The following is a 20874-nucleotide window of genomic DNA, read 5'->3' on the forward strand; positions in this document are numbered from 1 at the left end:
TCGACCGGAGGTTGGGGCTTTAGGTGCTAAGATTCGCTTAATTGGAAACCCCACTCGCAAGTTACTGGGCAATTCACAACCGCAGGCAACGGCGTAACGATGTGAACTGTCCAGTTTCGAGTTTCTCGGCATGGAGTTGCGGGGCATCGGACATGGTCCAGCGATAGTATGGACCGGTGCACAAGTCCATAAGGTAGCGTGTGAGGGGCGTGTAGGCTTGCCCCCGAACGAGCCTTTATCGGATCCGCCCCGAATAACGCTGAAAGGCCGTGATCTCGAACATAGGAAGTTGCACGGGAGATCGGAGTACCTCTGACTGCAGGAATTCTACCTCTGCATCGATCAAGTCAGAGGGAACATCCTTCCACCAAGCCCGCGGGCCGATTGCTCGATCTGCATTCCATTTGTATCCGCGATTTTTTAAGGCATCCTTCATCTCGAACGGTGCGGCATCCGCAAAGATTCGCCAAGTCGACTGGCGCGCAGCCTTTAGGACGCAGCTAAGTACACGCTCACCACTCTTTGGCAGCTTCATCGTCAGCAGAGCAATGCCGGCTTCGCAATCATCGACGGCACGGTGCGCGTCAAAGAAATAATGGAACTTGTACAAAAGGTCGGACAATCGTCGCCCCTCGAAACCTTCTCCCTTCCAAGGAACATCGCACATCGTGCAGGCCCAAGGCTTAGCTGCGAATATAGGTGATATCCGTTCAACGAATGGCCGGTCGAAAGCGGCATTGTGGGCGAGCAGAACGTCCGTTTGTTCCACAAATGCTTCGATCGCGGGAATATCCAACCGGTGACCAGCCACGAGCTCATCTGTTAGACCGGTAATCGCGGTGATCTCTGGAGGGATCGAAGTCGCAGGCTCATTGAACTGGTGCAGGGGCTGTCCAACTGAAACGACCCGCCCATCAGCGCCATATTCGAACGGCATGATGGCGAGCTCTAAGATCTCACTGGTGCCAACGTCCAATCCAGTACTTTCGACGTCCAAAAACATTCCGGTTCGATTCCTCGAGCTATCGCTTGGCTCGATGTGCTCACTAAGCTTCAGTCGTCGAAGTACCCTGAAATCGCCTGTCGCCTCTAGTCTATCCACCAGTTCTTCAAGGTTCAGATTGGGATATGTATTGGTTACATCTTGCTCCACGTCAGGTAATGCTCCGTGGCGGTTCATCTTGCATCGAGCGCGGAACGCCAAGCAGTGGCTTGTCACTTTTCAGCGCGTCTTCCCCTTCTTCTGGGCCTACCGTGCCGTTTGTTCCAGGTAGCCATCGATCGTCAACGTACAGCCAATCGACAAGAGCCGGCAAAGGAGTCATTGGCGGCATTTCATAGCGCTCCGACTTGAAGGAATCTGTCCGTTTCCGAAGCCAAGCCGGATCGTCCGCAAACTCCTCGAGCACACGCAGTGCGGCCAGTGTTTCTGCAATCGCGGTCTGATAGTCGGGTGGCAGGTCCTCATCAGGAGAGCCCACGTTAGGTTTTGAGCGCCAGACAGACTCTAGTTCTAACGCCTTGGCGACTTTATAACGGGCCTCAGCGAAAGTGAGTGCCTTTCCATCGACCGTTCGTGTCCGGGGCTGACGTTGTTTGTTCGGATAGGAGCCGGGACCAGCATGGTTGCCTTTCTCCGTGGCGAATATTATCGGGAGGTGCGCAACGAGCCGCAGAGAGCGATGTTGATAATGCGGTCGGGGACGTTGATCGGTGGTTCGCAGCAAGTCGAGATCGGCAATGACCATGGCGGCCTCGGTTTCACCGAGCGGGCCACTATGCGTATCTCCGAGCTGGAAGATGCCCGGCGCTCTAGATCCATAGGGGGTCTTGATCCCTTCTGTTCGCTTCCAGCCATCGAGACCAATGAAACCGCTCTGACCACAACTCGCATGCGGAACGACGGCATTACAGAATACCGTAACAAGTCCAGCAGCCAAATACTGGTTCTGCCCGAAGATATGATAATCGGCAGAGCGTGTCGTCATGGCGGGAAGAACGATGAGCGTTCTCTGGAACGTTTCTCCCCTCAACAGTGCACCGTGGGTGTCGCCCGTAACCTTGGCTGAGTTTCGAAACGCGGTCCATCGCGCGAACTCGTAAATGTCTCTGCTTATATGGGTGAACATCGACTCGCCGCCCTTGCCGATGCCATATCTATCGGCAAGTTCGCTGTTTTCCTCAATGATGCCGACGAAGTTTGCGCTGCTGGCATGGGGGAACATTTCCGAGCAGACGAGCTCCAATGAGAACGTCCCGAGGTTGAACGGATCATTCTCGTTGACCAACAACGGGGTCCACGGCTCTGTGAATGGTGGCCTAATCAATTCTCCAGCTGCAGCGGACGGATAACGCTTTGGTCGTGCGAAATGCTCAACTCTAAGGCTCTGCTTATCCGTCCTAGTGCGCACACAGGTAAGAAGCGCCGTATGCGAGTCCCACCTATTCGTAAGCGTTGGCACTGAGCCCGCAGTGGAAGACACGAAGGGCACAATAGCCGCTTCGCTGAAATCCTGGTCAAGCTGCGTGCCATTGGGAACTCGAAAAGTGCCGCACCAAATGGTGATTTGCCGAGGCTGGGTTTTTAGCTGGCGCGTGAGCCAGTTGATGGTCTCGGGTCGCAGGCTGTATTCCGGAAACACAAGTCCATCGACCTTGAAATCAGCGCATGCCTTCAGAACTTCTCGTATGAGCGCGCGGCGGCGGTGTTCGGAAGTCGAAAGGAATACGCCGCCGCCTTTGACTTTTACCGGGTCGGCCTCCTTGTCTCCAGCTGCAGAGACCAGACCTTCATATCTTCCCCCGTTATGTCCCGGGCTGTAATAGCTGTCGGCGACATCCCATTGAATCAGCGCAACCCTATGTGTACCAGGATTCTTCGCCTTGGAACGATCTCCCCAAGAGCGAATGCGTTTTGTGTCAATCAACGCCAGCGCGTCATCCAGAGTGTTGGGATCCGACGGCGCTGGTTGATCCATAGCTTTATCTGGTGAGGTGCCGACCTCCGGGCCAGCTGCGGGATCCTCAATAATAGTCTCACCAGCTTCAGAATCCGGCATCACCTCCGGTGCCACTTTGTGCTCCCCCGAAGGGGTTTCAGTTTGGAACGGCTTTCCGAAAGCCGCCTCTCCAAGCTTGCGCGAAACGAGGTGCAGACCGAGAATTTGATCGCCACAACGCGAGATTGAATAAGGGAATCGCAAACGGCTACCGTCCGGATAGGCTTCCATTTTGGCACCCCGCTCGCCCCGTACATACGACACGTCAATCTGCCACTCGGCAAGGCTGACAGAACTGCCGTCGGCGAGCCGGATGATTGGGCGGTTGGCTTGACTGTCATTTGTTCGAGGGGGCGATATTGAAACTTCGTTGCTCACGGTTATGTCAGTTGCGTCGGTGACCTGCCGCAATAGCAATGGCAGATCGGAGGGGCGTTGCGAAAGCAGCTTGTCGAATACGTCCCACGGCCAATTGGGTGCATTCGCGTTCGCTTTCGAACTGCTCGCGAAATATTGAAGAAGGTTTTGGAGCGCAGTTTCGGCGCTGGCTAGCCCGGCATGTGCCTGCCATAGAGTTGGGCGGGCAAGGTCGCTTCGCTGGCGTACGGGAACGACCTGGATCAGGATGGCGACGAGCACTACCCAGCCGGCGGGTGTGATCTGGTCGCGGACGAAATTGAGGCCCCGGCGTTGGCCAAGAACTACTTGGGAGAACGCGCGCACGACCTTGTTCGTCTGCATGGCGAGGCCCGGTTCGTTGGTCGCAGACCTGTCATTAAGCATAATCAAATCGAGGCCCACAATGTCCGACACCCAGGCAAGATCAAACTCGGCGTCGGACAGGCGGTTCAGCGAGTCCTCGGGTAAGGCGGCAGCAATTTCAAAAGCTAACGCCCGCAGATCAGCGATTGCCGCCAGCACCTCAGCGCCTGCCTCGAGTGCGTTTAACGAGTCCGCGGTGTCTCCGGGAAGATCTATTCCCGCATGCCCGATCGCTGTCGACAATATCTGCCAGGCCGAAGCACCGCGTCGATGCGGCAACGACGGCGGGACAGCGATGTTCCAATGTTTAGCTGCTTCAGGAAGTGCGCGGCTCACTCGTCTGGTCGCCGCGGCGAGAAGCTCTGCCGGATTCCCGTTCGAAGTTAGGTCGTGGAGAACATTCACTCGCTCGCTCATGAACATTCCTTCCGCGACGGCTGCGACCAAGCACGATGCAGCTGCCGCAGCAGTGCCTGCGCGATCAAAATTCTCAAGAAGCGTCAGAGCGCGGCGAATGCGTATGGGAATCGGATTGTCTGGCGTACCCTCGCCAGGTCCCCACTGGTCGGCCCCAGAAAGGCGCGGAAGCACGCGGGCGACAATCGCTTCTCGCCGATGGAAATCCTCATCCAGCGCAGTTTCTGCGTGGGCATCCATCCCGGCATCATCGTCATGAGATGGCTCGGCGCGATTGCAGGCATCCCGTACAGCCCATCCATACCGCCAGTGATCCGCGCCATCAGCGTAGACACTGCGCGCCTCCAGCGAGGGCCCGACGCGGATGAACGCATGGCCATCAACGCTCGACCGAAGGGCGGGCCATGAAATCAGCTGCACGCTCGAGAAGTCGATGACGCCATCCGTCATGATGCCGAAGAAGGAGAACGCCGTTGGCACAGGTACGCGCCCAGCATCAAGGTCGATCTGTTGTGCGAACTGAGTAAATCCGGCCCGATAGAGGTTTGCGATTTCTGAGGGGAGCCATTTGCGAGCTTTTTCAACCAACAGCCTGCTGCCTTCAGGAAGTGTGGCTTCTCGCAAGGCGATTCCGGGTACTGACTGATCATTCAAGTCTGTCCATGTCACGCCAAGCGGCGGCGCTTCCGCAGTGTCGGGCGGCGATGCGAGCAGCAATCGGCCATCATCGGGACACCACAAGAGAATGCCGGAGGCTTTAAGGCCAGGTGGCGACGGCAATGGGACTGCATTCGCAACGCGGGCAATCATCTGCGTCAATCGTGGCCTGCGTAATACGATTTCGCCGAACACTGAGTATGTTAAATTGACCAATGTCGCGGCAGCATCCAATTCGACTTCAGTTGGTGGCGCGGTGCTGCAATCGATGTCTTTGCCCGGAGCCCAGATACTCAGTATCGATTTGGCGACGCTGACGACCTTGTTAGGGTCCTGCAATTCGGAAACGGAAAATATGGCGGGACCTTCATCACCTCCAAGGGCTTCGGCGCGCTGGAGTTCGACGAGCGTCTGATTAAGGCGGGAGAAAGCGGCCTTCGCGGATTGTCTGCTTGCAACAACCAAGCCCGGCAATGGGCGTGCGAACGCGGCGTCGTGTTTCAGCAGCGAGTGAAGCAAGCCTTCCGGCAGCACCTCGCCAAGACAAACGTTCGGCAGCAGGAATTTGTGTAGGCTGGTGAATTGGAACGTGCGGTCGCGGGGGCCTAGCTTCTCCGCGGCGAGGGAGGCCATATTTCCAATCTGGCAGCGAGTGTCGAAGCGCGAAAGCAGTCGATTATCGTTACAGTCGAGGAGCAGCGTTTCAAGCGGTGTAAACGGGTCATCTAGCACAGCCGTAGACAAAGTCAGCAAGTTTCGCTCAATTCGCTCGCACAATTCTTGCCCGAATGTTCCGGGAGGAACGGCGAATCGCAACGCCCGGTCCAAGCCCTCCATCGCTGCCATTGCAATATCGAGTCGGTCGGTTTCGTCCGCGAGCGGCAATACGCCTGGTTCGGCTTCGGCTAAAAGTTTTGCAAAGGACGCTGCGAGTTCCTCGCCCGACGCATTCTCTAAATTGTCAGATGCGAAGCACCAAAGTCGACGATACGCATTCGCCCGGTCATTGAACCGGATTTCGGTTGCGCTCAGTGCTGTGCCAATTTTGACCACGCCAATATCGGCATTTGCCGGGTTGTCCAGATCTGGGTCAAAAAGTAGCCCGAGTGCCGTACGGCGATCGATTTCGCCTGCGTCAGCAAGCGGATCCATCGCCTCTGTCGTTGGCAAATCGGCAAGCGCTCCTGAAAAGCCGAAGCCAGCGCGGTTGTCAGTGATCCAGCCGCGAGCCTGCGCCCGCGTCATTGGCGGCGGCGTCACATTCTTGCGATTGAGCGACAACCCCTTCAGGGAGACCAATGACTCGATTTTACGGCGGAGTTGGGCGGCGGTTTCGAAATCCCTACAGATGATAACTATATCGTCGACATAGCGAGCGTAGGCGGCCGAGCATCGGTCTTGATCGCGGGTTTCGTCTGGTACGACCTCTTGCTCATTCAGCCTAGCAACTTCGGCGCCCATCATGTCGTCGAGATCAAACAGCGAGATATTCGCGAGGTATGCTGAAAGGTCAGGCCCCTGCGGAATGCCACGTTTAGAGTCGGAGGAAGCTTCTTTTCCAGTGATTGGATCAAAGTAGCGGAGCCCGAAGCTGTGCTGGAGTAGGAATCGTGTAAAAGCCTCGGCCCGTCCCGTTGCGTCCTCGTGTTCTGAGGGAGCGAGCAAAGGCGCGAAGGAGCCAATATCGCCATCGGCAAAATTCAAGCCGTGGAGCGCTCGTTCGAGCGGCTGCGCAAGTGCGTCGCCGAATACGTCGGACCGAATGTGATCGTAGAAACCGGTGATATCGAGGCGCAGAATCTGCATCTCTTCATGCCGAAAATGTTTGATACGGCCATCGATAAAATCGATGAACGAGCGCCAACACTCGAAATAGGGCCGGAAAATGCCCTCACGTCGTGGCGGCTTGAGTCCGTTTACGATCGCCATGTCGATCTGATAAGCAAAACTTAATGCGGGTTGTTTTCGTCCGCTACCGGTCTTGAAAATGCCGTCATCGCCTTCCCCGTCGCGCGCATAGCGTATGGCGGGGATGCTATCCGCAAAACTTGGACAATCGTCGCGATCTCGCAGTAGTTCGACGAGGGCGTATTGTTGGAGAATTGCATCGTGCGCGACCGGTCCAGACTTTAGCCGATACTTTCCGTTTCCTTTGGGCACCTGCCGCGCCAAGAGCGGACTCGCCGGTCCGTCGGATGCCGCCAGCCTTTCACGATGAATGTGAAAGAGCGGAGACGCGGCGATTGCCAGCCGCTCCCATGCTTCATCATCGAGTGGATACTCGCGGCGCGAAGTCGATGAGCGCCCGAGGGTTAACGCAGTCAGAAGGTCTGAGCGATCATCTGCCGGATCCCGTAATTTCTGGAGGATCTGCGACGCTTGCGATGGCCCTAGTTGCGCGCCTCCATAGCTGCTCACCAAGGCAGCGAACTGTGTCAGACCAGGATGCTGATCGGCCGTTGACAACGGCGCGAAAATGCGCGCCCAATCGGCATCGCGCAGGGAATAGGCGACGCTCCTGGCGATAGACGCGAGCCGCAGGCGATTGACCGTCGACCAATCTAGCCGGGAGGGCTCCGTTCCCAGCCTATAAGCTGCCAGAAACTCAAGCGGCCCGACGCTTGCTGAAGCCAGCAACTTCTGAGCAGCTTCGGGTGGTACGTCGCGCAAGAATGTGTCGGGATCGGCCTTGGCCAGATCGTTGTTCGGCGAAGTGATGACCGTCAAATCGAACGGATGACCGTGCTGGAGCAGCCTGAGAAGCTGCAGCGTAGCGTCGTATGCACCGCGCTTGCCTGCATCGTCCCAATCGAAAAAGATGTGGAATCTGAGTTCCCCATCGAACTCGCCAACCTGTTCCTGAATTCGGACGATTTGTTCGATCTGGCCGGGCGTTAGCTGCGCGCCGAGCACGCCCAGCGCATGAAAACCCAATTGATCAAGACGGAGGGCGTCGAAGATCCCCTCGACGAGGTAGATATCAATGGCACCGTTGCGGTCAGACCGACGCAGATTTTGCACCGCCTTCAGCACGCGTCCTTGGCCATAGAGCGAGGTTCTGCGAGGAAAGCCGTAGGAGTAGAGGTATTTAGGCGTTTGACCATCAAGTGCGCGCGCAGCGAAGCCGACCGTCTCTCCCTGCGGCCCGTCGATTGGGAAAACGATGCGACTTCCGCCGAAGAAGCCGCGCAGTTTTTGACCATAAAGATCAGCGACCGGCTCAGCGGCATCTTCGCGGCGAAGGACGCCAGCTTCGACAAGCTGCTCCTCAATCGTCCGGTCAGCTCTTGCTCGCTCGATCAGGCTCCCAAGACTCGCATTCGCTCCGCCTCTGTTGCGGAGAAAGGCTGGATCAAACCCTCGTTCCTTGGAAAAGGCCGCGAACTTCTTGTCCGTCACTGGGATTTCGACGAGGTGATGCGTGAGGATAGCCGCTCCAGTCAAGCGATCGACTGCCGGACGCCGCCTCGAACTAAGCTCGACGCCCTCAATCGCAGCGAGCCGCTGAACAGCCTCCCAGAACGGGACCTTCTCATAATTCTGAATGAGGGAAACCGCATCCCCATGGGCGCCGCAGACAAAACAATGATAATGGTCGCGCTCAGTTCGCCCAGCACCACTGCGATAAAGGTTGAGCGATGGATCTTTGTCATCGTGGAACGGGCAAATGGCGCGACGCGGTTGCCGCACCCGGCTGTCGAGGTTTAGTCCAAGCCGCTCAGCGACTAGCGCAATATCGGCCTGCTCAACTAGCTGTGCAATATCCGATAATCCGGTTCTAGATTTGCGAGCCAATTAATCCCCCTCTGGGATGTGGTTTGTCCACTCAAACCCCACCCATGTGCTATCATGCTCCACCCTGGAGTTGTAAGCCCAAATAGAGACCAAGCGATTTGATTCGCGGATTTTGATTGGAGCAGCACGATGTCATCACAGCCAAATACCAGAAGGTAGTACGCATGACACAAGGTCTTCCGCTCAGACCTTGGTCTGCTCAAGGGTGGCTTTCGCCACTTTGCTGCCCGATTATCGCCCAGCGGCAATCGGCCACGAAGCGGAGATCATTTCCGTTCCGCGCCCTCACGTACGGGTCCGCTTCGGGGGGCGTGCGACGAGGTTGGCGTGTTTATCTGAAGTTATAGGCTCACTACGTCAGATGCAGTCCAAGCCACAATGACCTAAGGAATACTGGCCAAGGGCCGGTCGCCGGCAAAATCAGTGCGGCGCAGATTAAGGAAATCTGCGAGGCCCGATGATGGTTCCGCACGCATGAGCGGCTACCGACCCCGTCAGCTTGGCCCCTAGTGACTCATGGCCGGCGGTTGCTCGACCCTTTCGCGCCTGAGATTCTAGGACCCACCATCGATCAAGCCGAGCTTTGAGGAGCACGTCTAATCAAATGACTCATCCACACTGCGCACCATCGTCAACATCTTCAGGCTGGGTGGATTCAACGAGATGCAGTTGCGGGGGTGTCAGGTGGTCGGACTGTGAATATTCATAGTGGCGGCGCTCCAGAGTCCAGATATCAGATCCTCGGCGTCGAGCAGTGATGCAAAGTGACAATCTTCGGTTCAAACCGGGATGGACGACATCTCCGTCGCGTAGGTCTTTGATATACGTAGATTCGTCCATGAACTGCCACGAATCTGCGATGTAGTCGTTTGCTGGCATAACGCGCGCCCGGTGGGACGATAGGCTTTTCCCATTCTCGTCATGGACGCTCAATGTGACATCTTCGAAAATGATTCCTGTGTCATTTGACGCGTTGTAGTGAATGCCATTGAAGAAGTGGTATTGCTCGAGCGTCTTTTGGTGCTGCCGACTAAATGCGTTAATATATGCGCTCGGCGAAATCCATCTTTGAGATGATGATATCATTTCTTCGGTGTTGGCAAGAATATCAGACGAAGTTGTTTCTAGGGAAGCGATCCGATTTTCGATGATCCCCAGTGATATCTGCATTTGCCGGACCTCTGGATATGCGCTGGAAATCACTCCACCTTCCGACGACGATGCCGCAGAGAGCGTGCTGAAGCCGAATACCACGCCAGCCAGCAATATGCATGAGAGGCCGAAGGGCTTTGATTGAGCGCCTATTGAATCGTCTTCTCCAACAATCGTGCGCATGGTCTTACCGACGAATGCCGAAGGAGCAACGAGTGCCACGATGCCAAGGACCAGCAGAGATGCATACAGCGCGACAGCGACATTCTGGTCTTGCAATACGTCGGAAAGAGCAGCCAGCAGACCGCACAAGCCGATAAACGTCGGATAAGTAAATTTCACAATGCTTCGCATCGAACACCTCGCCGCCTGTGAGTAGCAAAGCGGTACTCAAGATTGCGTTAACCGGAGAACTGGGTCCAAGGCAAAGAACCTGACCGCAGGCATAATCTCCCACGAGGTTCTGGTTCAACCCAAGGACTCTCCCAAGGCTTTGACGACATCCAAATCGGCGCGCACCGTTGCCAGCTGGGCAAAGGAGCTCAGCCCTTTGTCAAATTCCATGGGAGCAATTGTTCCAACCTGCTGATGGGCGTGTCCGCGATGTTGGTGAGGGCGTCGGCAAGCCACGCTTGCGGATCGATATCGCTGAGCATTGCGGTCAGCGTTGCCATAAAGGCTGCGCGATCAGCACCACGATGCGGCAAAAAGCCAGGACTTTGGTGTTTCTGCCCATCGTGTCCGCCGGCTGATCAAGGAAGGGGCGCTTCCGAGAGAGCAGGTTAGTGACCCGACCGATAAGGATCTCGGCGCGCGACGTCCGTCGACCCCTCCGTGTCCTGAGAACCTCCAATGTAGTGTCTATGAAGAAGCGCCTTCTCGCTCGTCCATGTCGGATCACAGATCAGGCGACGGCGGGCAACGTGGGGGCGGAACACCGATATCGCCGTCCTATCCACGAGGGGCTACGCTGGTGCGCGCGCACCAGCGTGCGCGGTCCTGCGGGCTTGCGCGCATCCGCTTGGGTCCTTCTGCCGGGAAGCCGCCGCTGCGGGGTGCGTGGAGGCCCCGGGCTGACACACTTTTTGAGATTTTTTTCCTATTTTGATACTGTAATGTCGTTACATGTGTGCGCTCATGCGGGCTTGCGGACGATAGGTGCCCCCCTTTTGCGCGATCTGAGCATAAGTGCCGATTTCCCGCTCATCCGGCCTACCTCCTCCCCCCCCCCCCCCTTTTTTTTATGCTCAACATGAGCAAAAAACCCCCTACAGGTTGTATCGGCGTTTCCGAGGTTGTCGGTGATGTCGGTAATTCCGACCCCCGTAAATCCCCGTGTCCGCAGTGCATCATACGGGTGTGCGCGTGTACGTGTGTGGGTAACGGGACAGGTGGGACAGGTCCCTCTCAGTCATCCCCTATACCTGTCCCAAAAATTCCTCAATGATTTCAATGGGTAGGACAGGTAGGACAGGTAGGGCAGCTAAAAGCCTATAGAGACAAGAAACGAAGAGAGAGCTAAAAAGAGGAGTCAAAAGCTGCATGCAGCGGGAAGAAACAGCGCCGCAGCGTTTTTATTTTAGTGTGCGGGGAGCGCCTACAAATGACTACGTGGGAATTGCTGTCCCTACCTGTCCCCCTGTCCCACGATCCAATTAAACTACTGAAAATGCTCAATAAAATCGTGGGACAGGTGTCGGCAAAATCGTGGGACAGGTCTACCCCCTGTCCCAATTTCTCTTGTGCATTAGATTATACATTTTGCCGAATCAAAAATTGGAGCGCCAATGCGCGGTATGAAAAAGGGGGCCTCTAAGCCCCCTCCTCGTACAACCTATAGCCGCATTGCAGCTCATCGAAGGTGATATCCTCCCGCACTCGCCAGCGGTCCCGGACCTTCTGGATATAGTGTCGTTCGCCCTTGCCAGACCATCCTTTCAGATCGGCCAAAGCCTTATGGAGTTGCTGCGAAACTTGCGGATTTGTGATCGTGGACGGCAGGCCGAGGGCCGCAGCCGCGTCACTCAGCCGGAAGGCGCACCGGAGCACGAGCTGGTCGCCGAGCAAGCCGTCATCGTCATCGTCCGGGAAGTCCGACATGGGCTTGTCCAGCTCGGCCATGAACTCTTTGAGCGGCAAGGGCTCTTCGAGCCACATTTCGATCCGGTCGCGCATTTGCTCGTAGATTTCCTCGGTCCGGGACGCCTCTTGCAGGGCCACGGCGGTAGTCTTGGCTTCCGTGCTCTGGAGAGAGAGGTCCAGCTCTATGGAGTGGTCGCCGCCGGTCCGCCGGTCGTACTCAGCCAGCGTCGCGCCCCATAGGGCTTCGCGCTCTTGAGCGAGGCCGTGGAGGTCGAAGAACTTCTCCAGCAAGACGATGATCATCCAGTAGGAGCGGTTGCCTGTCGGGTCCTTGAGCACCTTGAGGTCGTTCGTCGTGCCCCAGAAGACCGACTGCCGGGGGAACTCGCTCACGCGCCTGTCGTAGGCCATGCGAACGTCGTCCCGGGTCCGGCGCAAGAACATTTTGGCCGCGTTGTGATCGGACTTGTGGAAGGCCGACAGCTCGGGCAGCTCGCAGCCCCACTTGCCCGCGATCTCCTCGGCGATCTCCTGCTTGTCGTCCAGCTTGCAGGCGATTTCGCCGAACCATTGCTCGCCGTAGAGAACCTTGATGAACGACGACTTGCCGATCCCCTGCTTGCCGCCGATGATGGGCGCGAAGTCGAACTTGCAGCCCGGGTTGAATATCCGGCTCACCGAGGCGAGCATGATGTTGCCCGCCACTTCGCGGTGGTAGGCGTTGTCCTCGACACCGAGGTAGCGGATCAGGAGCGTCTCGACGGCCTCCCACGAGCCCGCCTTGCAGGCGCGCAGGTAGTCCCGGATCGGGTGGAAGCTGTTGCGGTGCGCCGCGAGCAGAATGCCGCCGGAGAGGTCCCGGTCGGTGACCTTCATCCCGTAGCCTGCCTTCCCTTTGCCTGCCGGGTATTCGAGCAGCGCCCGGAACGCCGTGTCGTGGAAGTCCAACCAGCGTGAACCGTTGTAGTTGTCGGAGCAGATGATCTTCGGTACGGCCTTGATGCTGGTAGATACCGACCGCGTGCAGACCAATTGCCCGGTGAACTCGTTTTTCGCTGCCACGCCGCGCAGGCGGGGGTCGTTATAGATGATCGTGCCGACGTTCGGCAGGTTCGATATGATCTCGCCCTTCGCGGTCATTTCGACCTCGTTTGACAGCCAGTCTTCGTCCGGCTCCGGCAGTGCCCGGGGCGCGTGTTGCAGGCGGGTGATCAGTGGGGGCAGCTCGGCGTCGTCGCCGACCAGATCGCGCAGGATCGCCAGCGCCTCGGCGTCGTCCGCCGCGTCGCCGATCTTCGCAGGCTTCTCCCGTTTGGGCTTCGGCCTCGGGCCGTCGCCGACCAGATCAATCTCGTAGTCGTCCGGCGTGTCCAGCACCTCGACGCCCGCGTCCTCGAATATCGCGGTCATGTCGTAGTTGCGGGCAACGCGAGCGTCACGGACTGCCTTGAAGGTCCCGGCGAACTCGGTCATCGCCTTGAAGGACGGCAGCTCGGTAACCTTCTTGCCGGTCTTCTCGCCGTCGTCCAGCTCGCCGAACTTGTGGAGCCGGGCGAAGTCGAACGCGTTGAGGTTCATTTCGCAGCCCGGATCGTGCCCGTGGTGCGAGAAGATGAACTTGCCGTCATCGTAGACGATAGCGCCGTTCGAGGACGTGGAGCCCGCGTAGGTGTAGCGTGGGTGCCCGCTATTCGCGTCGCCGAGGATGTAGGTCCCCGGGATGATCTCTTCCATCACGTCGTAGATCGTGAACGCCCGGCAGAAGTCTCCGATGATCCCTTCCTTCTCGGTCGGGTCTTCGGACTTCTCCCCGTGGTGACGCAGCTCGTCTTCGTCCGGGTGACGCGGCAAGAGCGATAAATCGCGCCAGTCGCCAACCTCCCGTTCGAACTTCTCAAGGATCGCGTCGGCGTCGAGGATGTCGCCGTCGTTGCGGAAGTAGAAGAAATGCTTCTCGTCGTCCTTCGAGCACGTCGGGTAGAACATCATTTGCGCGGATCGGAACGACACCTTATCCACACGTTTCATCGCCGGATCGACCATTTGGCCGAGGATACGGGAGAGCGCGGTGTACTCCTCCTGACTGACCTTGCGGTTGATCGGCAGGATTACCCGGATGCGGGGCTCCTCGGGAGTGTGTCTCCGGGAGGAGTGCGCCGAGAACTCAAATTCGGACAGGCCGAAGTTGCCAGTGCGAATCAGATCGGGGATGAAATCTTCGATATAGTCGAGGTCGAGGGTGACCAGATTGCGCGGCAAGATATTGGCGAGGCTTCGAATGCCGCCGGAGCACTGCGCGCCCGAGAACCATCCAGCCATGGACTTGAGGTTGTCCTGATCGTCCTTGCTGACTCGGTTGAACTCTTTGCGCTTCTCGGGCGTGACGAAGGGCTTGTTTATCCGCTTCTGGAAGAGGCCCCAACTGGTGACGCGGTTGTCGGCTTTACCGAAATTCCGTTGTTTGCCATCGGCAAAGAAGATCATCATCTTATCTTTGTCCGCCATTCAAAAAGCCTTTCATTGCGCACAGCTCGATCGTCCCGGCAGGTTATGCCGGGCTGTTATTCAAGCGGTCCAGATGGTGTGAGTGGTGGACGTTAAGTGCTCAGAGCTGTAGGGGGAACGCCCTAAGTTGTTCCTCTGCCAAGCGCATAATTGCTATTCAGGATTGCTCGCCTGGTCTACCCAGGTTCTCAGGTCGTCCAACCGGTAACGGCAGGCCCTGCCAATCCGTACGACCGGCGGGGTGCCAGCCACGCGGAAGAATCGCCATTTTTCAAGCGTCGATGAACTAAGGCCGAGCAGGCGCGCGGCTTCTTTAGTGCCGACTAGAATCGGCTCAGTTCTGGTACTTTCGGACATTTTCGATGTGTCTCCAATCATTGAAAGACATCATCTTGCACCGACTTGGACGCGGGTATAGGCCCGTGCAAATGACCTTCAAAAATGAACAATTTGCACTTTCACAAAATAAGCTTGCGCTCCTTGAGCCAGTTCCTGATTGTTTTGTCTGACTTTTCCAACTCTGGATGGGAATCCTGAATTTTTTCGATGACCTTGGCAAAATTTACCTTTCCATTTTTTTTTAGATAATCCTTGAGGTCCAGGCCGTTGATTGTATTTTGGGCTGCAGAAATTGCTGGGGCACGTTTGACGGCGTTCAGAGCACTCATTGCCGCGTTGCGGCTATCAAAGCTGGCTCTTTTGTCTGCCTCTGCCCGCTCTTCACGTTTTCTCTCTTCGCGAAAATCGTCGGGCAGTTCACATTTTTCGTCATGTATGGCAACATGTAGCCAAGGGATAATGATGCCAGCATAAAAAGCTTTTTTTATAATATCGCCTGGCTTCCCTGTGGTAAGCCGGAGTCCATCTACTCTACGGAAACGATCCTGTATTTCGTCTTCCTCCGGCACATCTTCTACGTCGAAATGTTCAGCGGATAGCGAAGGTAACCATCGACGGCTTTTTCGGTCCGTGGTGTCCGATTCTGGATCCAAGCCTACGAGCAATAAACGTGACTCCTTCGGGGCCCAGCTGGGTTGTTCCAGCCAACCTCGCAGCAAGCTCTGCTTATATTTTTGCTTTGCACGTGTAAGTTGTTTAATTGTCAGAGCGTCGCATTCGGAATTGAGGCCTTCATTTTCTCTTTGCAATGGTTAAGCTCCTTTGCTGAAGGGAACGACATTTGTTCAGCCATTGAGTGAATTTGCCAGCGATGCTGCGATCATATCTGCAGCCTGGCGCAGCGGGTCAACGGCAAGGTGAGCGTGACGGGCAGTCGTCTTCGGGTCCGCGTGTCCCAGCAGTCCGCCAATGAGGGGCAGGCCGAGACCACCACCAGCCCCATCATACGTAAACGAGTGGCGAAGATCATGAATACGCAAACCATCGAGCTCAGCGGGCCGCGTCACCAAACGTCACGTTTTTTTGATGTCAGAATGTGGCTGCTCCCTTTCGGAGCCGGCGCTCTCAGAGGCAATGACGTAGCGTCCCAACTGCGGCAAAGTTTCCAAGATTTCAATAGCGGGCGCCGAAAGGACAATCGCCTTCTTGCCGGTCTTGCTGTCTGGGTCCTGCATTCCGGCAGATCTCTGCAATCGGTACACCGTCATCACTCTGCTTCAAAATGAACGCCTTCTGGGCGTCCGAAAAATTCAACGCGTTCATCGCTTCCGCTCCTTTTTCCAACCCCGAATTTACAGCGGAAAACTCCAATCAAAAAAATCCAGTTTTCGGGGATCAGAGCAAATGCCGATTTCGTCCGATCGCTCAACTTAGCGATTTTTTCCAATCGCGTGACTAAATGCTGTCCTTTACGCGGTCCCAGGTCTTCTTGAGGTGGTTCGCCATGGCTTCACCGAGGGCCAGGCCATCCCTGTCCTTCAGTGCACGCACCATTTCCTCATGATCGGCCACAGCCCCGGCCCAGGAGTCAGGTTTCTGGTTGCCGATGTAGCGAATACGCTTCAGCCGGGCCTGAATGTTCGCCTGCATTTCCTGCAGGGTCTCGTTCTTCGACAATCCTGCCAGACGCGAGTGAAAATCCTGGTTCATCTTGTAATAAGGCATCCGGTCACGCGCGCGGTAGCAGTCCATCATGTGCTTATGAAGATCAATCAGTGCTTCTATCTCTTCGTCGCTGGCCCGCTCGCAGGCGAGTTCGCCGGCCAGTTTCTCAAGATTTCCGAGGACTTCGAGCATGGAGAACACTTCGTCCCGGGTCAGCTTGCGAACGACGCTTCCTTTGGAAGGGCGCACAATCACCAAACCCTCGGCGGCGAGCGTCCGAAGCGCCTCGCGGAACGGGGTGCGCGATACACCAAGCTCCTCGATGAGATGTGCCTCGTCGATCCGGCTTCCGGGCTCCAGTGTGCCCTCGATAATGAGATCGCGAATGCGGCTGGCCACCTGATCGTGGAGCGATCGATTCGTAATGGCAATGGCGGATTTCATCTCTAAGCCTTTAAATTTTCGACGTTAAGTTCGGAGGGGCCACGGTTGAAATAAAATATCCATAAACGCCTTGCTAGTCCATACTTTCATCATGTATACAAAATACATTGTGCGAATATGCATAATATCATTTACGCGGGAGAGGAGACCACCCCATGAACACCCTTCGAAACGGCATTTCCGCCGGACTGATGATCTGCGCGATGTCAGTGACGGCAGCACCGGCACTGGCTGACACCTACATCGTCGCCGTTGGTGCAGCGTCAAACAGCCTTCAAGGCCGCAGCGCAGCCAAATTCGCCGAGGATCTTGGTGCGGAACTGGGCGACGCGCACACAGTCGAATTCTATGCCGACGGCCAGCTCGGTGACGAAAAGGAATTGATGCAGAAGCTTCGCCTTGGCACGGTTCAGTTCACTCTGATCTCGTCGATAATGACCAACGTCGCGCCAGAGTTTGCGCTCTTTGATATGCCGTTTCTTGTGCAAGACCGCGCGCATCTCAAAGCCATCGACGCCGACATCGTTCAGAATGACCTGGCGCCGAAAGCGGAAGAGGCTGGTTTGAAGGTCCTGTCGACCTGGGAGAACGGGTTCCGCCAGATTACCAACAACACCCGCCCCATCAATACGCCCGCCGATCTCAAGGGACTGAAAATCCGGACGCCGTCATCCGAATGGCGTGTGTCGATGTTCAAGGAGTGGGGCGCAAACCCGACGCCGATGGCGTTCTCTGAGGTGTTCGTGGCACTCCAGACCGGGACGATGGACGGCCAGGAGAATCCGCTGACCAACATCACCGGTGCAAATTTTCAGGAAGTGCAGAAATATCTCAGCCTGACCGGACACGTCTATTCGCCGACGTACCTGACAACAGGATTGGGCACCTGGGACGGCTTGCCGGACGATGTGAAGGCGGCTGTGTCGACTGTCTCGGCCTCGGTTCAGGACTGGTCGTTTGCACAGGGCGAAACCGCCGACAATGAACTCGTCGGTAAGGTCAAAGCCGCCGGCGTCGAAGTCAATCAGGCGGACAAGCAGGCGTTCATCGAAGCTTCTGCGCCGGTCTACGCGGCTTTCGCGAGTCAGGTGGAGGGCGGAGACGCGCTGGTAAGCCGCGCTCAGGCTCTGGCCAACTAATGCGTTGACGTGGAGCCGGCCGGAGTTTCCGGCCGGCTTCCTTTTTGGGGAGGAAACCCGGTTCATGGTCGCAACTTTTGAAAAAGCGCTTGTGTGGTTGATCGAGACAATCTGCCTTGCGCTGCTGGTCGCATTGGCGCTGTCGGTCATCTATTCAACCACGATGCGCTATCTCGGCTCGTCGCCGTCCTGGTACGACGAGATCGCCAGCGTGCTTCTCGCCTGGCTTACCTATTTCGGCGCGACATACGCGCTGTTTCTTCGCCAGCACATGAGCTTCGGCGGCATTGTCACGGCGCTGCCGAAACATGCCGCAGTGGCACTCGCCCTGGTTTCCGAATTCCTGGTGATCGGCTTCTTCGCCGTCGTCGCCTGGTACGGCAATGCGGTGCTTGCCGCTGCCAAGTGGGACTCGCTGCTCTCCATCCGCTGGATGACGCTCGACATCGTCCAGTCGATCATACCGTTATCCGCCGCGCTGATGATCATCGGAACCTTTCTGACGATGCCGCGCGCGCTCAGAAACGCCGCGGCAGGGATCGACACCGACCACGCCGAAATCGAGCAGGCCATTGCCGATGCCGAACGCGAGAACGCGACCGCGTCCCGAAAGGACCAATCCCTATGATCCTTCTTGCCACTACAGTTGCCTTGATAGGGCTGATCCTGATCAACGTACCGATCGCTGTCGCCATCGGGATCGTCGCCGTCGGCGGTCTTGTCCTGACACCGGGCGGCGCGACCCTGTACGACATGGCCATCGCGCTTTATTCCGGGGCGACCTCATTCCCGCTGATCGCGATCCCTCTGTTCATCCTGGCTGGAAACCTGATGAACACCACGGGCATCTCGGTCCGGCTGATCAACTTTGTGACCTCGCTGATCGGGTTCGTGCGCGGCGGTCTTGGTATGGTGAATATCGGAGTCTCGATGGTCTTTGCGGAGATCTCCGGCTCGGCAGTCGCCGATGTTGCGGCTACCGGCACTGTCTTGATCCCCGAGATGAAGAAACGCGGCTATTCGAGAACGCTTGCCGCAGCGATCACGTCGTCGTCGGCGTCATTGGCCATCATCATTCCACCCTCGATTCCGATGATCCTTTACGGCGCCATTGCGGAGACTTCGGTGCTGAAGCTGTTCGTTGCCGGTGTCGTTCCTGGTGTGCTGGGCGGCGTCCTGCTGATGGCGGTCACCTATGTGATGGCGGTTCGCTATGACCTGCCGCGTGCTGACGGCTTCGACCTTTGCCATGTCTGGCGGTCGTTCAAGGAGGCCATATGGGCCTTGCTGATGCCGGTCATCATACTTGGCGGCATCTTCACCGGTGTCGTGACGGCAACCGAAGGCGCAGGGCTGGCCGTTCTGGCAGCCTTGATCATCGGCATCTTCATCTACCGTGACCTCGATGTCTCGCGGCTTCGCAAGGTGATGCTTGAAGGTGTCAGCCAGACCGGAGTGGTGATGCTGCTTGTCGCAACTTCGGCTGCGCTGGGGCTGTTCCTGACCCAGGCGCAGGTCCCGCAGCAGTTGGCGCAGCAGATCACCGAGCTGACGACAAACCCGCTGATCGTATTGGCGCTTCTCAATCTCCTGCTTCTGGTGCTGGGCATGTTCCTGCACGGTGCTGCGGCCATCATCCTGGTGGTGCCGGTGGTGATGCCGCTGGTCAATGCCGTCGGTATCGATCCGGTCCATTTCGGGATCATGGTGACGCTTAACCTCGCCATCGGCCAGCAGACCCCGCCCGTGGCCTCGGTCCTGATCACATCGTGCTCGATCGCCAAGGCAGGGATCTGGGAGACCTCTCGCACCAACCTGCCGTTCATAGGCGTCCTCGCCTTTATCCTCTTGCTCGTCACTTACGTGCCGCAGGTATCTCTCGCTCTCACGGAGATCATCCAATGACCGACCGGAAACCACGAATCGCCATCATCCCCGGAGATCCTTCCGGGATCGGACCGGAACTCATTGCCAAGCTGCTGGAGCAGGAGGGCGTCAAGGACGCAGCCGACATCCTGCTGATTGGCGACCAGCATGTGTGGCAGCAAGGTGCACAGCAGGCGGCGTTGACAGTCGATCTGGCGCAGATAGACGAAGCGGAGATCGACACGCAAGAGGGGCTGGCCTGGCTCCCGATGCAGACCATTGCACCAGAGGACGTGAAAATCGCCGAGGTGACTGTTGCAGGTGGTGCCTCCAGCCTGCGCTGCCTCGACAAGGCGCTGGACCTGGCAATGGCCGGCAAGGTTGATGGCGTCCTCTTCGGACCGTTCAACAAGGCTGCCCTGACCAGCGCGGGCCTGAATGCCGAGGACGAACACCGCTACATAGCCCGGCACATCGGCTTCAAGGGCTATCACAGCGAGATCAATGTCCTGGACAATTTGATGACAACTCGCGTCACCAGCCATATCGGCCTTCGTGAGGTCGCCGAACGGATCACCGCGGAAGCGGTGGAAAAGGCGATCGGTCTTGCCGAGGATACCTTCCGGCGTGCGGGCAATGCCCGGCCGCATATCGCCGTGGCTGCGCTCAATCCCCACGCGGGCGACAATGGCAAGTTCGGTCGCGAAGAGATCGACATCCTGCAACCCGTCATCAAGGCCGCGCAGGCGCAACAGAAGCACGTCACCGGGCCCTGGCCCTCGGATACGGTGTTCTTGAAGGCGAAGCGGGGCGAGGTCGATGCCGTCGTCACGATGTATCACGACCAGGGACAGATCGCCATCAAGCTGATGGGGTTTGACCGCGGAGTGACCGTGGCCGGCGGTCTGCCAATTCCCATTGCTACTCCCGCCCATGGCACTGCTTTCGACATCGCCGGTAAAAACAAGGCCAACGTTGGCGCGACGCTCCAGGCCTTCAACCTGCTCGTTCGCATGGCCCGAAATCATCGCGCAAACCGCGCGGCAGCCTGA

Annotated in this window: 12 protein-coding genes and 1 pseudogene; 4 read left to right on the top strand and 9 right to left on the bottom strand. The window is 57.3% G+C overall.

What is annotated here, in order from left to right; genetic code table 11:
* Positions 1-235: 235 nt before the first annotated feature.
* The 9 genes and pseudogenes from OEG82_RS04280 to OEG82_RS04315 all read right to left on the bottom strand — a co-directional run bounded on the left by OEG82_RS04280 (position 236) and on the right by OEG82_RS04315 (position 16817).
* The gene (locus tag OEG82_RS04280; protein WP_267611221.1) at positions 236-1153 is read right to left on the bottom strand and encodes a 3'-5' exonuclease; all 918 of its coding nucleotides are present in this window, start codon (positions 1151-1153) and stop codon (positions 236-238) included.
* Position 1154: 1 nt separating this feature from the next.
* Entirely contained in the window at positions 1155-8630 is a 7476-nt protein-coding gene (locus OEG82_RS04285; protein WP_267611222.1) for a CHC2 zinc finger domain-containing protein, read from the bottom strand.
* Between the two features lie 609 nt (positions 8631-9239).
* Positions 9240-10136 (bottom strand): hypothetical protein, encoded by an 897-nt coding sequence (locus OEG82_RS04290; RefSeq protein ID WP_267611223.1) that lies wholly within the window; start codon positions 10134-10136, stop codon positions 9240-9242.
* A gap of 188 nt (positions 10137-10324) precedes the next feature.
* Positions 10325-10480: pseudogene (locus OEG82_RS04295) on the bottom strand (transposase domain-containing protein); the annotation flags it as partial.
* Positions 10481-11594: 1114 nt separating this feature from the next.
* Positions 11595-14369: a virulence-associated E family protein gene (locus OEG82_RS04300; protein WP_267611224.1), complete on the bottom strand. Its 2775-nt coding sequence runs from the start codon at positions 14367-14369 to the stop codon at positions 11595-11597.
* 153 nt (positions 14370-14522) lie between these two features.
* Positions 14523-14747 (bottom strand): helix-turn-helix transcriptional regulator, encoded by a 225-nt coding sequence (locus OEG82_RS24300; protein ID WP_425497536.1) that lies wholly within the window; start codon positions 14745-14747, stop codon positions 14523-14525.
* 80 nt (positions 14748-14827) lie between these two features.
* On the bottom strand, positions 14828-15517 hold the full coding sequence (locus OEG82_RS04305; RefSeq protein ID WP_267611225.1) for a hypothetical protein: 690 nt from the start codon (positions 15515-15517) through the stop codon (positions 14828-14830).
* Positions 15518-15781: 264 nt separating this feature from the next.
* Complete coding sequence (locus OEG82_RS04310; RefSeq protein ID WP_267615056.1) at positions 15782-15943, bottom strand: hypothetical protein; 162 nt, start codon at positions 15941-15943, stop codon at positions 15782-15784.
* A gap of 220 nt (positions 15944-16163) precedes the next feature.
* Positions 16164-16817 (bottom strand): GntR family transcriptional regulator, encoded by a 654-nt coding sequence (locus OEG82_RS04315; RefSeq protein ID WP_267611226.1) that lies wholly within the window; start codon positions 16815-16817, stop codon positions 16164-16166.
* A 155-nt stretch (positions 16818-16972) separates the two neighbouring features.
* Here OEG82_RS04315 and OEG82_RS04320 point away from each other — a divergent pair, with 155 nt between their 5' ends.
* From OEG82_RS04320 to OEG82_RS04335, 4 genes are all read left to right on the top strand, one after another.
* Entirely contained in the window at positions 16973-17956 is a 984-nt protein-coding gene (locus tag OEG82_RS04320) for a TRAP transporter substrate-binding protein (RefSeq protein WP_267611227.1), read from the top strand.
* A 64-nt stretch (positions 17957-18020) separates the two neighbouring features.
* Entirely contained in the window at positions 18021-18584 is a 564-nt protein-coding gene (locus OEG82_RS04325; RefSeq protein ID WP_267611228.1) for a TRAP transporter small permease, read from the top strand.
* Positions 18581-19861, top strand: a complete 1281-nt coding sequence (locus OEG82_RS04330; protein WP_267611229.1) for a TRAP transporter large permease — start codon at positions 18581-18583, stop codon at positions 19859-19861. The genes OEG82_RS04325 and OEG82_RS04330 overlap by 4 nt, the downstream gene beginning before the upstream one ends.
* Complete coding sequence (locus OEG82_RS04335) at positions 19858-20874, top strand: 4-hydroxythreonine-4-phosphate dehydrogenase PdxA (protein WP_267611230.1); 1017 nt, start codon at positions 19858-19860, stop codon at positions 20872-20874. The genes OEG82_RS04330 and OEG82_RS04335 overlap by 4 nt, the downstream gene beginning before the upstream one ends.

The sequence above is a fragment of the Hoeflea ulvae genome (assembly GCF_026619435.1).
GTDB lineage: Bacteria > Pseudomonadota > Alphaproteobacteria > Rhizobiales > Rhizobiaceae > Hoeflea > Hoeflea ulvae.

What these genes read in the sequence shown, in the direction of transcription:
- OEG82_RS04290 (WP_267611223.1), bottom strand. Translation starts at nt 10,136, where the DNA reads ATGCGAAGCATTGTGAAATTTACTTATCCGACGTTTATCGGCTTGTGC.
- OEG82_RS04300 (WP_267611224.1), bottom strand. Translation starts at nt 14,369, where the DNA reads ATGGCGGACAAAGATAAGATGATGATCTTCTTTGCCGATGGCAAACAA.
- OEG82_RS24300 (WP_425497536.1), bottom strand. Translation starts at nt 14,747, where the DNA reads ATGATTGGAGACACATCGAAAATGTCCGAAAGTACCAGAACTGAGCCG.
- OEG82_RS04310 (WP_267615056.1), bottom strand. Translation starts at nt 15,943, where the DNA reads ATGCAGGACCCAGACAGCAAGACCGGCAAGAAGGCGATTGTCCTTTCG.
- OEG82_RS04315 (WP_267611226.1), bottom strand. Translation starts at nt 16,817, where the DNA reads ATGAAATCCGCCATTGCCATTACGAATCGATCGCTCCACGATCAGGTG.
- OEG82_RS04320 (WP_267611227.1), top strand. Translation starts at nt 16,973, where the DNA reads ATGAACACCCTTCGAAACGGCATTTCCGCCGGACTGATGATCTGCGCG.
- OEG82_RS04325 (WP_267611228.1), top strand. Translation starts at nt 18,021, where the DNA reads ATGGTCGCAACTTTTGAAAAAGCGCTTGTGTGGTTGATCGAGACAATC.
- OEG82_RS04330 (WP_267611229.1), top strand. Translation starts at nt 18,581, where the DNA reads ATGATCCTTCTTGCCACTACAGTTGCCTTGATAGGGCTGATCCTGATC.
- OEG82_RS04335 (WP_267611230.1), top strand. Translation starts at nt 19,858, where the DNA reads ATGACCGACCGGAAACCACGAATCGCCATCATCCCCGGAGATCCTTCC.